We start from the raw sequence: 14,768 nt of genomic DNA on the forward strand, positions 1-14,768 counted from the left end.
TTCCTCTCAGAGACTTTCTTTGAAGATCTCTGCGATCTCTTTTTCATCCAGGACCTTATAACCGCCGTTCAGAACAATGGTTCCTTTCACTAGATCAGGAATCATGCTTTCATCTGCGCCAAGATCTGTGATGTTCATAACGAGGCCCAGTTCCTGCATCCATTGCTGCATGGCAGAAAGTCCGGCTTCCGCAATCTCGCGGTCGGATTTGCCTTCCGGGTCGACATTCCATACGGTTTTGGCAAACCGCACGAATTTCTTCAGACCATACGGCATAATATGTTTGTAATAAGGGATGGAAACAGCTGCCAGTGTCATGCCGTGCGTCGCATTCGTTACAGCACCGACTGCCTGACCAAGCATGTGGACCATCCAGTCTGTGGTCTTGCCCTTTCCGGTCAAGGTATTGAGGGCCCAGGTTGCCGACCACATCAAGTTGGAGCGGGCTTCATAATTCTGCGGATCTTGATTGGCGATGCGGCTGGAATGAACGACCGAGCGCATCAGTCCTTCAGCGATATAATCGCTGGTATTGTCGTCTTCGCCGGAGAAATATTGTTCACAGATATGATTGAAAATATCATAGCTGCCCGAAACCATCTGATAATGCGGGAGGGTCATCGTATAGCGCGGATTCAGGATCGAGAAGCGCGGCATGATCTTTTCATCTTGGAAAACATGGCCGATCTTGAGCTTTTGATCCGGATTTGTGATCACAGCACCAGAATTCATTTCCGAGCCGGTTCCGACCATGGTCAGAACCGTACCGACCGGAAGTGTTTCGCATTCTGGTTCTTCAAATTTCAAGTAGTACTTCTCCCAAGGATCACCATCATAATGAACAGAGACGGAAAGCGCCTTGGAATAGTCGATGACGGAACCGCCGCCGACCGCAAGGATGAAATCTGCCTTTGCCTCTCGGGCAATCTGGATTCCTTCTTTCAGTTTTTCAACGGTCGGATTCGGCATGATACCGGAAATTTCCGTTACGGTCTTTCCTGTATCTTTGAGAACTTTCATGACATCATCGTAGATGCCGTTTCTTTTGATGGAACCGCCGCCGTAAGCCAGAATGACATTGTCGCCATATTTTTTCAGTTCTTCAGGCAGATGCTCTAAGGCATGTTCTCCGAAATAAAGTTTTGTCGGGGTGCAGTAAGAAAAATCTCCAAGCATTTTTTATCCTCCTTTGTTCTTGAAAGCAATTTCGATTTGTATCATTTTATCAATCGGTTATCTGGCAAGTTCAATTGTCACATCATAACTGCCGTCCAGCGCATTGATATCTGCAATTGGCGAAGTGATGACACCGATATTGACTTGATATCCAAATTGATCCGACATTTCCTCACCCATAAAGAGAATCGTGAAGTACGGTGCATCAATGGAATAATCGATATCTCCGTTCAGCCATCCATAATGTACTTCGTCTTCGTTGTAGGGGAGCTTGTCCATCACGCCGCAGAAATCATGTGAATACCGGCTCACGTGAACCGTGTACGGAAGCTTTTTGATCAATGATTTAGCAGTTTCACTGTCGTTCAGAACACCGCTGATCACAGCATCTTCACCAAAACGAATATTGATCTTTGTCCCATTTTCCGGCGGGATCCTTGTGGCGATCGTTTTGTCATCGGTCTGGATCTGTGCATCCTCCGCTGCCAGACGTTTGGAATTTTTCTTCATTTTATTACCTCCTTTATAGGGTTGATTTCTAACCGTTCGGTTTTCGAAATCATGTATTTGTTTATCTCCTTTGTTCATCTTTAGTATAGAAGCTGTAATATAAAATTGGAAATATTTTGTCTAAATGCATTTGCATAGATAATAATTATGATATAATCAAAAGAAAAAGGTGGGACATGACTATGGAACTGCGTGTATTGGAATACTTTCTTGCGGTTGCACGAGAACAGAACATCACGGCTGCTGCGGAATCTCTGCACCTGACTCAGCCGACGCTTTCTGTACAGCTAAAAGCGCTGGAAAATGAACTGGGAAAACAGTTGCTGGTGCGTGGTACGAAGGGGCCCCGAAAGGTGACTTTGACCGAAGAAGGGAAACTGCTGCGTGCTCGTGCGGAAGAAATCTTAAGCCTGGTAGAAAAGACCGAAGGTGAAATATCTCAGTCGGATGATACGGCGGCAGGTGATGTTTATATTGGTGCCGGAGAGACGGATACAATTCGTGTTTTTGCCCGGGCCGCAAAGAAACTGCAGAAAAGCTGCCCGGATATCCATTATCACTTTATGAGCGGCAATGCGGCCTTTGTGATGGAGCAGCTGGATAAAGGCCTGATCGATTTTGGTCTGATATTTGTGGATGTGAATCCGAAAAAATATGAAATTCTGCGTATTCCCATGCAAGAACGTTGGGGCGTGCTGATGCGTCGTGATGATCCGCTGGCACAGAAGCAGAACATTACCCCGGACGATCTGACAGGACTGCCTTTGATCATCTCTTCCCAGGGCAATGCCAGAAAGCAATTGGCAGGCTGGATGCATCAACCAGAGTCGCGTCTGAACATCAAGGCAACATATAATCTGATTTTGAATGCGGCGATTCTAAGCGATGAGGGCTTTGGCTATACCATTGGTTTTGACAAGCTTCTGAATACCGCACTGGATCCGGGAAATTCGTCTCTGTGCTTTAAACCGCTTTTTCCTGTCGTAGAAGCGGAAGCAATCATTGTTTGGAAGAAATACCAGATTTTTTCAAGAGCGGCAGGCCGTTTTCTGGAGCAGATCCGACAGGAACTCTATCCATCGGAAAAATCGACTTCGGACTGATTTAAGAACAGTTTAAACCGCAAAGTCAGGATGACGGTGATAAATGGATTGAATGATTTCGATGAAGTTAGTAATCAAAGCACGATTGTCAGAGGCATGGGTGCACAGCACACAAGGTATTGTCTCTTCGCAGTCAAAAGGGATCCAGCAAAATTCTTCATTGTGGTCATTGAGGAATCCTGGCGAAAGTACAATTGCGCGGCCGGCTGCGACATTGGTCAAGGAGGTGTCATGATCGTCACTGTTGAAATAGTGGATCTTCTGTGTTTCGATCATGCGCTGCTGAACTTGTCTTAAAGGCGCCTGAGAAGGACCGCCGACCATGAGTGTCCGTCCGTCAAGATCTTCCGGCTCGATCAATGATTTCTTTGCCAGAAGATCATCTTTTCTCACGACCAGATAAATGCGTGAATCAAACAGGTCATGAATGCGGATATCCGGGATATGACTGACTTCGTCTTTGATGGCAAATAGAATATCTTGTTCGCCTTGAAGAAAGGAATCAATACCGTGATCCCAATCAAAGGGCGGCGAGATAAGGATGCCGGAATCGGAATCGGAAATTTCCCGGATCGCCTGCGGCAGGAAATAGAGTGCCGATCGGATCGGCAGGACGATCCGGATGTTTTCTCTATAGATCGAAGAATAGTTCTGGCCTTGTTCAATGGCTTTGCGCAGTTCTGCCCGGATCCCGCGGAGACTGGCCACAAACTGCAGACCGGCCGGCGTGATGCTGGTCTTTTTATTGCTCCTGTCAAAAATGGTAAAGCCGATTTCCTGTTCGGCACTATGGATCTGATAGGTCAGCGTAGGCTGAGAGATATAAAGGTTTTCGGCTGCCCGATTGAAGTTCAAAGTCTCTGCCAGTTCAAGAATGTAATCGATTTGCTTGGTATTCATAAGGTCCTTCTTATTTAATAATTCTATTATAAATCAAATATTCCAATTAGAAAATATGATTTATTGGCAGTAAGATACAAGCATAAAGAAAACGAATGTTTCGACAGAAACACAGGAGGCTGAAGATGAAAGATGTAATGTTAGTGATGGGCGCGGGACAAATCAGCATGGCCTGTGCCAGACGTGTTGGATACGGCAAAAAGATTGTTCTCGGTGATAAGAATCTGGAACATGCAAGAACGATTGCAAAAACGATGAATGAAGCGGGTTTTGATGTAACACCAATGGCAGCAGATCTTTCCTCACGGCAATCCATTCAGGCTATGATCGTAGAAGGACAGAAATATGGGGAGATCACGATGCTGATCAACGGTGCCGGTGTCTCACCGAGCCAGGCATCGATCGAAACGATCCTGAAAGTCGATCTGTACGGGACTGCAGTATTGCTGGAAGAAGTCGGCAAGGTCATCAAAGAAGGCGGATGCGGCATTACGATTTCCAGTCAGTCCGGATGGCGGATGCCGCAGCTGACGGCGGAGCAAGACCGGGCACTGGCAGCTGCACCGACGGAAGAACTTCTTTCGCTGGATCTTCTTCAGCCGGAAAACATCCGGGATACGCTGCATGCCTATCAGCTGGCAAAGCGATGCAATGAGAAACGGGTGATGGGACAGTCTGTAGAATGGGGCAAACGCGGTGCCCGGATCAACGCCATCGCACCGGGCATTATTGTGACCCCGTTAGCGCTGGATGAATTCAATGGTCCGCGCGGCGACTTCTATAAAAATATGTTTGCGAAATGTCCGGCAGGCCGGCCGGGTACGGCAGATGAAGTTGCCAATGTGGCAGAGCTTCTGCTGTCCGATAAAGCTGCTTTTATCACGGGATCTACATTTTTAATTGACGGCGGCGCAACTTCCTCTTATTTTTACGGCCCGCTGCAGCCTGCTGAATCTGAATAAAAAAGGAGAATGAATATGGCGAAGAATTTGATTATCTATTATTCCCGCAAGGGAGAAAACTATGTGAACGGCAGTGTCCGGAACCTTTCGAAAGGAAATACAGAATATGTTGCGGAGTTTATCCAGAAAGCGGTCGGCGGAGATCTGTTTGAGATTCAGACAGTAAAAGAGTACTCACCGTCTTATATGACCTGCATTGAAGAGGCAAAAGAAGAGCTGCGCAAAGAGGCGCGTCCGGAGCTGAAGGAATACCTGGATGATCTTTCCGATTATGAGAATATCTTCATCTGCGGTCCCTGCTGGTGGGGCATTTATCCGATGGCAATCTATTCTCTGACGGATCGTCTGGATTTTTCCGGTAAAAAGGTAATGGCGGTCGTCACCCATGAGGGCAGCGGTCTTGGAAGCTGTGAAAGAGATTTGAAAAAGCATTTAAAAGGGGATCCAACTTATGGCAGAGCGCTTGCGGTTCATGGTGCAGATGCGCCGCGCAGCGAATCAGAAGTTTCCGAGTGGGCAAAAACACAAATATAAATTCTGTTGAGATCAAAGTTGGAAGATGCGGGGATTTATTTCAAAAAAATGTTATGATTGAATCAGATACTGGAGAAACAGAATCGTTTCAGATCATATATCAGCATCTGTAATGAATCAATTCATTGAAAGGAGAGTGCATGATGGACAATTCGTTTCCAGAGATTCACAATTGTTTTGGTTTTGGATGCATGCGCCTGCCAATGAAAGACGGCAAGGTCGACATGGATGAATTCAACGCTATGGTAGACTATTATCTTGATCATGGTTTTAACTATTTTGATACAGCACATGGGTATCTGGATGGTTTATCCGAACTTGCTGTTAAAGAGGGGCTGACCAGCCGTTATCCGCGGGATCAGTACATCCTGACGGATAAATTGACCGGTTCTTACTTCCAGAAAGAAGCCGATATCCGGCCGTTCTTCGAAAAACAGCTCGCATGCACAGGTGTCGAATATTTTGACTTTTATCTGATGCATGCACAAAACGCAAAAGAATTTGAGAAATTTAAGAAGTGCCGCGCCTATGAGACGGCTTTTACGCTGAAGGAAGAAGGCAAGGTACGTCATGTGGGCATTTCTTTCCACGATAAGGCGGCTGTCCTCGATCAGATTCTTTCTGAATATCCGCAGATCGAAATCGTACAGATCCAGTTTAACTACCTTGACTATAATGATCCTTCGGTAGAGAGCGGCAAGGTCCTGGAAGTTGCGCGCAGGCACAAGAAACCCGTGATCGTTATGGAACCGGTAAAGGGCGGAAATTTAGTAAATCTGCCGGCCGAAGCACAGAAGATCTTGGATGAACTTCACGGCGGCTCCAATGCCAGTTATGCGATCCGATTTGCGGCTGGTTTTGACGGCATCCGCATCGTTTTATCCGGTATGAGCGATCTTGATCAGATGAAAGACAACGTTTCCTATATGAAAGATTTCAAACCGCTGAACGATCAGGAAATGGCAGCCGTAAAGAAAGTCAATCAGGTTTTCCGCGGACTGAACATGATTCCGTGCACAGCTTGTCACTATTGTATCGAGGAGAATCACTGTCCGAAGCACATCCTCATTCCAGATCTCTTTGCCTGCCTGAACTCGAAAAATGTATTCCATGACTGGAATGCGGACTTCTACTATAATAGTGCGCTGACCACACAGGGACATGGAAAGGCAAGCGACTGTATCAAATGCGGCGGATGCGAAAAGGTCTGCCCGCAGCATCTGCCGATTCGAGATCTGTTGGAGCAGGTTGCCAAAGAATTTGAAAAGTAAAGAAACAATAAAAAAGCGTGAGTTCTAAAGATAAATCCGGATCACTTTCGATCCGGATTTTTATATTCAGAATGGTTTTGTATGGGCCTCAGTCCGCTTCACTGCAGCTTGACATTGATGACAGATTCTGTGTAAGGGGTGCAGGTGACTTGATAAGTTGATCCCCCTTTGTCTACGTATTTCAAGTAAGTCGATTTGTTCAGATCATAGGAAACCACATCGCCGTCTTCCGACAGACCTTGCAGGCGGTAGTAGTCGCTGGGGCGACGACTGTTGGTATGGATTTTCTTAAAGTATCCGTTATAAACGGTCTCAGTTTTCGTAGACGGCCAAACGGCCAGATCGCGGATCGGATTTTTCAAAGCCAAATAAGCAACCGGCACTAAACCGCAGAGACATAATCCAAAAAGGATTTTCTTCCATTTTATTTTACTGTCCCGAAACAGACTCGTTAGGAAAACTGCTGCGAAAAATAATATAGACAGACGGATAAATAACATCAGCACAAACGCGATCCTGCCCTCCAGCAGATACCCATGGCTGCGTAATATCAGGAAAACTGCTGCTGTCAGAAAGAAAATTAAGGCCAGCAGAATGATCTTCGCTTCTGTCGTGCCGTTTGTTAGTGAACGTTTCTTTTGCATTTTTCAAGCTCCTATTCTATCATAGCACGCCGCCCGAGAAAAATTGACTTCGAAAAATTTTTTAAAGAAGGCAGAAAACAATGCTGCAATATTCAAAGACAATCGTATTGCCGCAGCAAGTGGATCTTTCAACAAGGATTCTGCATGTTGAAAAAGATAAATTCCGAAAGTCTTTATATTGAAGTTACTTCGAACGGTATATTTTTAAGAAAGATGATAATTTGAAAAGCTGATTTGTTAATGTCATTGAAATATCTATATGATATGATACAATTATAACGTTTAAATATTATAAAAGTAACATAATATAAAAATATAGAGTTTTGATATCGAGGGAGAGAAAAATGGAGAAGAAAAAGAATCGGGATTCAAGGTTTGAATTACTGAGAATTTTTGCGATGTTGATGATTATTTCATATCATATTGTTTTACATTGCGTTAATATTCAATTGACGGATCCGGCATATGTTGAAAAATTTCAAACCGGATTTTTTAATCATCCAAACTTTTATAAACAGTTGCTTGTAATTGCTACGATCATGTCATTTGGTTCTATTGCCAATGCATTGTTCATTCTTATATCCGGTTATTTTTTAGTTGCTCAAGAAAAAATACATATTGGAAAAACCGCAAGTAAATTGGTTCAGCAGCTCTTCTTTGCTGTGGCAGAATTGACTGTATTATCGACATTCTTTTATAAAGTGGTATATTATGGAGATCCAAAGATCGCAATGATAAATTTTTCGCAGGTAAACAATATGTCCTGGTTTCTTGGGTATTATTTCTTTATTATCATCTTTGCAACGCTCTGGTTAAATAAATTCCTTCATAGGCTAAGTAAAAAGAAATATCAAATATTTTTAGTTGTTCTTTTTGCCGCTTTCCAATTTTCCTGGTTTGGAATAATCGCAGATGATTACACTCCAGGTCTAAAAACATTACTTTTGGGCATGTTTCTCTTTTCGCTTGGCGGCTATATCCATCGATATGAGCCATTGAAAAAATATAAAGCAAGCCTGTTTGTTGTTCTTATATTGCTGATGAACTGTATTATCTGGGTTTCCTATTACAATAATGCTGTAAATAATCTTCAAATCAACAAAGGAAAAGACGTTTTCACCCAAAGTATTTTAAGTTGGGAAAATTATTGCCCTGTGGCAATTATTATTGCAGTTTGTCTGTTTGAATTATTCAGCCGAATTCACATTTCTAGTAATAGAATAATTAACTATATTGGCGGCAGTACGTTGATGATTTATTTGTTGCACGATAACGGACTTTGTTATTCGATTTGGGACATTGAAGATTGGGTCACGCCGCTATGGAATTCTCCGATAACAGGTTTTACGGTGAAGCTTATTACTTGGGCGTGTATTGTGTTTTTATACGGTTTTATTAGCTATATCATCTTTAATGTTTTTATAAAATTTTTAAAGCATGCTTCAAAACTTTTTTTGAAAAAAGATTTTGATCAAAAATTACAAAATAATATAACATCAGCTTTAAAGTGAAGATCTTACGGATAACAATCTTAACTTGATAATAGATGAATATGAAAAAGAAACGGTGTTAATGACTTCTGAAAGGAGCCATTAACACTTTTTTATAGAATTTTTGATCAAACAGATAAGCAATTTCAAACGATACTTTCTGAATAAAAAATATGATATTCAACAGGATGGATGAAAATGGGGCATAAACCTCTGTTTTGCCTTTCATGATGTCGTGATGTCAGGAAATCAAGACTATGATTTGGATACGAACGAAACAAAGGAGGTAACTGAACTATGAAACTGAATACCAGTTACGATATGCCGCAGTTAGGCATCGGCACATATATGTTGATGAACCATACCGCAGAGCGTGCTGTATACGAAGCATTAAAAGATGGATACCGTTTGATCGACACAGCACGTATTTACGGCAACGAGCGCGGTGTGGGGAAAGCAATTCACAAAGCGATACAGGAAGGAATTGTCCGGCGTGAAGATCTTTTTGTGACGACCAAGATGTGGACATCGGATTATGGACATGCGGAGCGAGCAGTGGATGCCTCTTTAAAAAGGCTGGGCCTTACATATATTGATCTTATGATCCTCCATCACTCGCAGCCTCGTAACGATATAGAAGCCTATCAGGCCATGGAAAAAGCAGCAGAAGATGGAAAGCTTCGATCCATCGGTCTGTCAAATTACTATTCTGTTTCTGACTTTGAACGACTGATCAGACAGACAACGATTCATCCTGCCGTACTGCAGAATGAGCTGCACCCTTTTTATCAGGATCCTGCTTTTGTTCAGTATGTTCAAAGCACAGGGACGGTCATGGAAGCATGGTTTCCTTTGGGCGGCAGAGGGGACCATCGAAAGCTTATGGAGCACCCGGTCATCAAGAATATTGCCGGTGCCCATCATGCGTCATCGGCGCAGGTGATTCTTGCCTGGCATCTGCAGAAAGGCTTCGTGGCCGTACCGGGATCTTCCAATCGAAAGCATATCGCTGAAAATATCGGAGCATTTCAAATTCATCTTTCGGATGAAGAGATGAATCAAATCAATCGTCTGGATACTGGCCGGCGCTTTGCTTCCTATTGAGAGCAGAAAGGAAATCAGAATGCCTCAACAAACATTACCATCTGCACTCTACGAAAAAACTGACAGGATCTGCAGAAACTGCGGACGCTGTGTCCGAGCCTGTCCGGCCGATATTGATATCCCTTCATTGTTGATCATGGAAGAAGGGGGCCACGCCGTTGAAACGAAACATACAGCCAGTCAGGACGGTCAGCCGATCGACTGCATTGAATGCGGCATCTGTTCGATGCGATGTCCGCAGGGATTTCCTTTGCTTCAAATCGTGCGGAAGTATGCCATGAAACAGGCAAGCGAATCGATTTTTATCCATTCACTTGAAGAAAATCAAATATAATCCACATTGATCAAAAATGTGAGGCATAAGCCACAAAGCTGTACGTTTTGATGTGACGGAAAACGAAAGAATTTTCTACAATACAAATAGAAACAGTTCAATAGATGTAGAACTGAAAAGGAGGAAAAAATGAACCAGACATATGTAACGTTAAATGATGGAAATCAAATTCCGCAGTTTGGATTGGGTGTATACATGGTTCCGGATGGTCCGGAAACAGAGAATGCCGTTTTAGAAGCATTGAAAATGGGCATCCGTCATATCGATACCGCGCATGCTTACCAAAATGAGCGCAGTGTCGGCCGCGCCGTGAAGAAAAGCGGTGTTCCAAGAAATGAGATCTGGATCACGACTAAACTGTGGCCAAGTGAATATGGCGAAGGCAAGACGATGGCAGCCATTGAGAAAATGCTGCAGAGACTGGACACGGATCATATCGATCTGCTGCTTCTGCATCAGCAGTTTGGTGATTATCTTGGTGCCTGGAAAGACATGGAAAAAGCTGTGGCACAGGGGAAAGTCCGGTCGATCGGCATCTCGAATTTTGAGTCGGATCGTCTGGAAGAAATCTGCGAAGCAGCCACGATCAAACCGGCAGTCAATCAGGTCGAATGTCATCCATATTGGCAGCAGAGCGATCTGAAAAAGAGAATGGCCAAGTACGGTACGATCGTCGAGAGCTGGTATCCGCTGGGACATGGCGACAAGGGCCTGATCGACGAGCCTTTATTTACCAAACTGGGCCAGAAGTACGGCAAGACAAATGTACAGATCATTCTGCGCTGGCATATTCAGGAAGGCAATGTTGTTTTCCCGAAGACGACCAATCCGCAGCACATGAAGGATAACTTTGATATCTTTGATTTCAGTCTGACCGATGATGAGATGAATGCGATCCGTAAAATGGAAGGAACAAAGCGATTCTACAATGTATCCCTGGAAGATCAGGAAAGAACGCTCAGCCAGTTTACACCGGCAGACTAAAAGGAGCAGACGGAACGATGAAAACAATGGAAAATAAAGTCGCTCTTGTAACCGGCGGCGGCAAAGGAATTGGTCTTGGTATTGCGAAGGCGTTCGCAGAGCAGGGCGCTGATGTAGTGATCGCCGGCAGACATGAGGACGTATTAAAGAAAGCCTGTGAGGAAAACGAACATTTCTATTATGTGAAGGCCGATATCACAAAATCAGATGATATAAGCAGGATTGTCCAATATATCAAAGAAAAATTTCAAAGACTAGATATTCTGGTCAATAACGCAGGATGGTGTCCGGTGAAGCCGATTACGGAAATCACTATGAAAGATTACGATGCTGCGTTTGATCTGGATGTACGTGCGCTGGTGGACATGACCATACAAAGTCTGGATCTGCTGAAAGCGTCCAAGGGCAATATTATTAATATGTCCTCTGTCGGCGGACAGAATCCGGGACCGAATTTGTCAATGTATGTGGGAGCCAAAGCAGCTGTTGAAAATTTCACAAAAGCATGGGCCGTGGAACTGGCTCCTTATGGGATCCGCGTTAATGCCATTGCACCCGGTGCGATCGAAACGGATATCTGGAAAGTACCTGGACTGACTGAAGAAGAGTCAAGAAAACATCTTGCTGAATCGGCAGCCAGGATCCCGATGAAACGGATGGGACAGCCGGAAGAAATCGGCAGAGGTGCCGTTTTCCTGGCAGATGATAAAAATTCGTATATTACTGGAACGATTCTGACGATCGACGGCGGCATCAGTATTGGATAAAGGAAGGATCGGTATGGCTGATACCTTTAAGAAAGAACTTAAGACGGCCGAAGAACAGGAAATTTACAAAGTCTGGCGTAAGATCAATGACGCCATGATCACGAAAGACCGAAAAACATTGGAACAGCTGTATGCAGATGATCGAAAATTCGTTCATATGAGCGGAAAGACGCAGACAAAACAGGAGTATCTCGATGAGATCATGGACGGCACATTAAATTATTACCATACAGATCTCAAAGAAATCGAAATCTGTGTCAACGGAAAAGAAGCAGAACTGTCGGCAGTGAGCTATTTTCAGGCAAAGGTATACGGCATGAGCGGAACATTTCCCATGCATACAGCAGCCCGGTTCAAAAAAGTTGACGGCAAATGGATCTGTACAGGATAAACAGATCCCAAACAAACCGTTGAGAAGGGAAGAAAGGAAGAATACAAATGAGTGACAGACCATATATTTTCTGCCATATGGGTACGTCTGTAGACGGAAAGATCATGGGCAGATACATGGATACCCAAGCAAGCCAGGGGGCAGGAGAAGCCTTTTATCGGATCGCTTTTGGAAAGGAACGCTTTTACAAACATCAGGGATGGCTGTCCGGCCGGGTGACGACCGATGACAATTTTACCTTGTATGCCAAACCAGATCTGATCCCGGACGCACCGGAAGTACCGGAAGGTGATTATGTCGCACGTCAGTCGGATATGTACTATGTCTCCATTGATCCATCCGGAAGATTAGGCTGGAAAGATCATGTTCTGCATTACCACGACACGACAGCTGATGTGATCGAGGTCCTGACGGAAAGAGCGTCCAATGACTACAAAGCATTTTTACGCCGGCTGGGTATTTCCTATATCATTGCCGGAAAAGAAACCTATGACTATGATCAGATGCTGAAAAAGCTGAAAGAAAAATTCGGCATCGAGATGCTGATGCTGGGCGGCGGTGCGGTACTGAACTGGTCGTTTCTGCAGAAAGGATACTGCGATGAAGTCAGCATTGTCATCAGTCCGGCCGCCGATGGTTCCGTAAAAACGCAGTCCTTGTTCATGGAAAAAGAAGGCCTGAGCGACGATACACCGGTCACGTTCCAGCTGCTGGATGTGCAGCGGACCGAAGGCGATTCAGTCTGGCTGCGTTACAAAGTCGATCATGCGCAGTAAACTGCCGCAAAAACCAAGGCTTCTCTATCAGGGGCAGGCCAGCATCCGGATCATATCTTCAGACGGCAAGGTCATTTATATTGACCCTTATGCTGGTGACGGCTATGATTTGCCGGCAGATCTTATCCTGATGACACATCGACATTTCGATCATTGTGATACAAGCATGATCCGGAAAAGAAATCCGGACTGCCGGGTCATTTCCTGGAAAGAGGCCCTTGCCCATGGCCGGCACAATTCTTTCGATCTTGGATACGTCCGGATCCGGTCGATAGAAGCCGGCGGCAATCCTCTGCATAGCCGGCGTCACTGCGTCGGATATGTCCTGGAATTTCCTGCCGGGCCGCAGACGATCCGCGTCTATGTTTCCGGCGATACTTCGCGTGTGCCGCAGATGGCACAGCTGGCTTCCCTGCACATCAATTATGCCTTTTTCTGCTGCGACGGTGTATTTAACATGGGATTGAAAGAGGCCGCAGAATGTGCCGCACGGATCGGCGCAAAACATAACATTCCGTATCATATGTCCATCAATGAGATTTTTGATCGGAGGATCGCCGAACAGTTTCCGGCTGCAGACCGTCTGATTCTTGAAGCAGGCGAGGAAATTGAACTGGAACCGGCCTCATAAACAAAATCTTTAGATCGGAAAGGAGAAGAAAAATGAAAAAACTTGGATTTGGCTGTATGCGTCTGCCTGTGCATGGCGACGGCCGCATCGACATGGAAACGCTGAAACGGATGGTCGATGCATTCATGGCAAAAGGATTTACGTATTTTGATACTTCCTATGTATATCACAACGGGAACAGTGAAAAGGTTCTGAAAGAGGCGCTGGTCAATCGGTATCCAAGAGATTCTTTTACCATCACGACCAAGTCGCCGGTCTTCATGATCCAAAGTCAGCAGCAGTTCTTTACGATTTTTCAGGAGCAGCTCGACCGCCTGGGCACAGATCATGTCGATTATTACTGGCTGCATGCCATCAACCGCAATGAATATAAAACAGTCCAGAAATATGATCTGGTCGGTGCGCTGAAACAGCTGCAGGCAGAAGGAAAAACCAAGCATATCGGCATGTCCTATCACGACAGTCCGGAACTGCTGGATCAGATCCTGACGGATCATCCGGAACTGGAGTTTGTACAGCTGCAGCTGAACTATTTCGACTGGGATTCGCCGTTTGTCGCTTCGAAAGAAAACTATGAAGTCTGCCGCAAGCATGGGAAACCTGTCATTGTCATGGAACCGCTCAAAGGCGGCAATCTTGTCCGTCTGCCGTCGGATCTGACCGCAGCGATGAAAGCAGAAGATCCGGATCGATCCATCGCTTCCTGGGGCATCCGCTTTGCGGCAAGCCTTGACAATGTGTATATGGTGCTTTCCGGTATGTCGGATGAAGCGCAGATGAACGACAACCTGTCGTATATGGAAGACTTTGAACCATTGAATGATAAGGAACAAGCCATCATCCGTGAGACCCAGCAGGAACTGCGTGCATCGATGCCTTATCAGCCGGAGGACTTCCGAAAAGCAGAAGAAGCTTGCCCGAAGAAGATCGGCATGGTGAAGATCGTGCAGATGCTGAATGAACGCAAAGCCGTCGTCAACGACGGGAAGGTGATCAACACACCGATCTACTATGATATCTTTCTGGATGGCTGCGGAAAAGCAGCCGACTGCGACCATTGCGGAAAATGCGCAGGAATGGTGAAAGGAATTGATGTTCCTCAGCTGTTGGAAGAGGCGGACCGACGGCTGCGAAACTGGTGATGATCAATTGAATAAAGATGGGAAAGCTCCTGATCAATATGGGATCCGG

17 protein-coding genes are annotated in these 14,768 nt (G+C 45.0%); 13 read left to right on the plus strand and 4 right to left on the minus strand.

What is annotated here, in order from left to right; all coding sequences use genetic code 11:
- Window positions 1-6: 6 nt before the first annotated feature.
- Both HNQ47_RS03265 and HNQ47_RS03270 read right to left on the minus strand, forming a co-directional pair.
- Complete coding sequence (locus HNQ47_RS03265) at window positions 7-1,176, minus strand: iron-containing alcohol dehydrogenase (RefSeq protein WP_183327500.1); 1,170 nt, start codon at window positions 1,174-1,176, stop codon at window positions 7-9.
- A 57-nt stretch (window positions 1,177-1,233) separates the two neighbouring features.
- Window positions 1,234-1,686: a cyclophilin-like fold protein gene (locus HNQ47_RS03270; RefSeq protein WP_183327502.1), complete on the minus strand. Its 453-nt coding sequence runs from the start codon at window positions 1,684-1,686 to the stop codon at window positions 1,234-1,236.
- A gap of 182 nt (window positions 1,687-1,868) precedes the next feature.
- Here HNQ47_RS03270 and HNQ47_RS03275 point away from each other — a divergent pair, with 182 nt between their 5' ends.
- A complete protein-coding gene (locus HNQ47_RS03275; protein WP_183327504.1) occupies window positions 1,869-2,789 on the plus strand; it encodes a LysR family transcriptional regulator in 921 nt (306 codons plus the stop codon).
- Between the two features lie 12 nt (window positions 2,790-2,801).
- On the opposite strand, the gene HNQ47_RS03280 is transcribed toward HNQ47_RS03275, so the two are convergent.
- Window positions 2,802-3,689: a LysR family transcriptional regulator gene (locus HNQ47_RS03280; protein ID WP_183327506.1), complete on the minus strand. Its 888-nt coding sequence runs from the start codon at window positions 3,687-3,689 to the stop codon at window positions 2,802-2,804.
- Between the two features lie 125 nt (window positions 3,690-3,814).
- Here HNQ47_RS03280 and HNQ47_RS03285 point away from each other — a divergent pair, with 125 nt between their 5' ends.
- The 3 genes from HNQ47_RS03285 to HNQ47_RS03295 all read left to right on the plus strand — a co-directional run bounded on the left by HNQ47_RS03285 (window position 3,815) and on the right by HNQ47_RS03295 (window position 6,456).
- Complete coding sequence (locus HNQ47_RS03285; protein WP_183327509.1) at window positions 3,815-4,651, plus strand: SDR family oxidoreductase; 837 nt, start codon at window positions 3,815-3,817, stop codon at window positions 4,649-4,651.
- Window positions 4,652-4,666: 15 nt separating this feature from the next.
- Window positions 4,667-5,185: a flavodoxin gene (locus HNQ47_RS03290; protein ID WP_183327511.1), complete on the plus strand. Its 519-nt coding sequence runs from the start codon at window positions 4,667-4,669 to the stop codon at window positions 5,183-5,185.
- Window positions 5,186-5,325: 140 nt separating this feature from the next.
- A complete protein-coding gene (locus HNQ47_RS03295; RefSeq protein ID WP_246346035.1) occupies window positions 5,326-6,456 on the plus strand; it encodes an aldo/keto reductase in 1,131 nt (376 codons plus the stop codon).
- A gap of 98 nt (window positions 6,457-6,554) precedes the next feature.
- On the opposite strand, the gene HNQ47_RS03300 is transcribed toward HNQ47_RS03295, so the two are convergent.
- Window positions 6,555-7,100: a hypothetical protein gene (locus HNQ47_RS03300; protein ID WP_183327513.1), complete on the minus strand. Its 546-nt coding sequence runs from the start codon at window positions 7,098-7,100 to the stop codon at window positions 6,555-6,557.
- A 344-nt stretch (window positions 7,101-7,444) separates the two neighbouring features.
- Between HNQ47_RS03300 and HNQ47_RS03305 the strand changes: the two genes are divergently transcribed.
- The 9 genes from HNQ47_RS03305 (at window position 7,445) to HNQ47_RS03345 (ending at window position 14,719) form a co-directional block, all read left to right on the plus strand.
- On the plus strand, window positions 7,445-8,611 hold the full coding sequence (locus HNQ47_RS03305) for an acyltransferase family protein (protein WP_183327514.1): 1,167 nt from the start codon (window positions 7,445-7,447) through the stop codon (window positions 8,609-8,611).
- A gap of 276 nt (window positions 8,612-8,887) precedes the next feature.
- Window positions 8,888-9,694: an aldo/keto reductase gene (locus HNQ47_RS03310; protein WP_183327516.1), complete on the plus strand. Its 807-nt coding sequence runs from the start codon at window positions 8,888-8,890 to the stop codon at window positions 9,692-9,694.
- 19 nt (window positions 9,695-9,713) lie between these two features.
- On the plus strand, window positions 9,714-10,028 hold the full coding sequence (locus HNQ47_RS03315) for a 4Fe-4S dicluster domain-containing protein (RefSeq protein ID WP_183327518.1): 315 nt from the start codon (window positions 9,714-9,716) through the stop codon (window positions 10,026-10,028).
- A 129-nt stretch (window positions 10,029-10,157) separates the two neighbouring features.
- Complete coding sequence (locus tag HNQ47_RS03320; protein ID WP_183327521.1) at window positions 10,158-11,012, plus strand: aldo/keto reductase; 855 nt, start codon at window positions 10,158-10,160, stop codon at window positions 11,010-11,012.
- A gap of 17 nt (window positions 11,013-11,029) precedes the next feature.
- On the plus strand, window positions 11,030-11,779 hold the full coding sequence (locus tag HNQ47_RS03325) for an SDR family NAD(P)-dependent oxidoreductase (protein WP_183327523.1): 750 nt from the start codon (window positions 11,030-11,032) through the stop codon (window positions 11,777-11,779).
- Window positions 11,780-11,792: 13 nt separating this feature from the next.
- The gene (locus tag HNQ47_RS03330; RefSeq protein ID WP_183327525.1) at window positions 11,793-12,170 is read left to right on the plus strand and encodes a nuclear transport factor 2 family protein; all 378 of its coding nucleotides are present in this window, start codon (window positions 11,793-11,795) and stop codon (window positions 12,168-12,170) included.
- 47 nt (window positions 12,171-12,217) lie between these two features.
- Window positions 12,218-12,946, plus strand: coding sequence for a dihydrofolate reductase family protein (locus HNQ47_RS03335; RefSeq protein ID WP_183327526.1), 729 nt, complete (start codon window positions 12,218-12,220; stop codon window positions 12,944-12,946).
- Complete coding sequence (locus HNQ47_RS03340) at window positions 12,936-13,577, plus strand: MBL fold metallo-hydrolase (protein WP_183327528.1); 642 nt, start codon at window positions 12,936-12,938, stop codon at window positions 13,575-13,577. Before HNQ47_RS03335 ends, HNQ47_RS03340 begins: the two co-directional genes overlap by 11 nt.
- Window positions 13,578-13,609: 32 nt before the next feature.
- Window positions 13,610-14,719 (plus strand): aldo/keto reductase, encoded by a 1,110-nt coding sequence (locus tag HNQ47_RS03345; RefSeq protein WP_183327530.1) that lies wholly within the window; start codon window positions 13,610-13,612, stop codon window positions 14,717-14,719.
- Window positions 14,720-14,768 lie beyond the last annotated feature (49 nt).

It is taken from the genome of Catenisphaera adipataccumulans (genome assembly GCF_014202755.1).
Taxonomy (GTDB): domain Bacteria; phylum Bacillota_I; class Bacilli_A; order Erysipelotrichales; family Erysipelotrichaceae; genus Catenisphaera; species Catenisphaera adipataccumulans.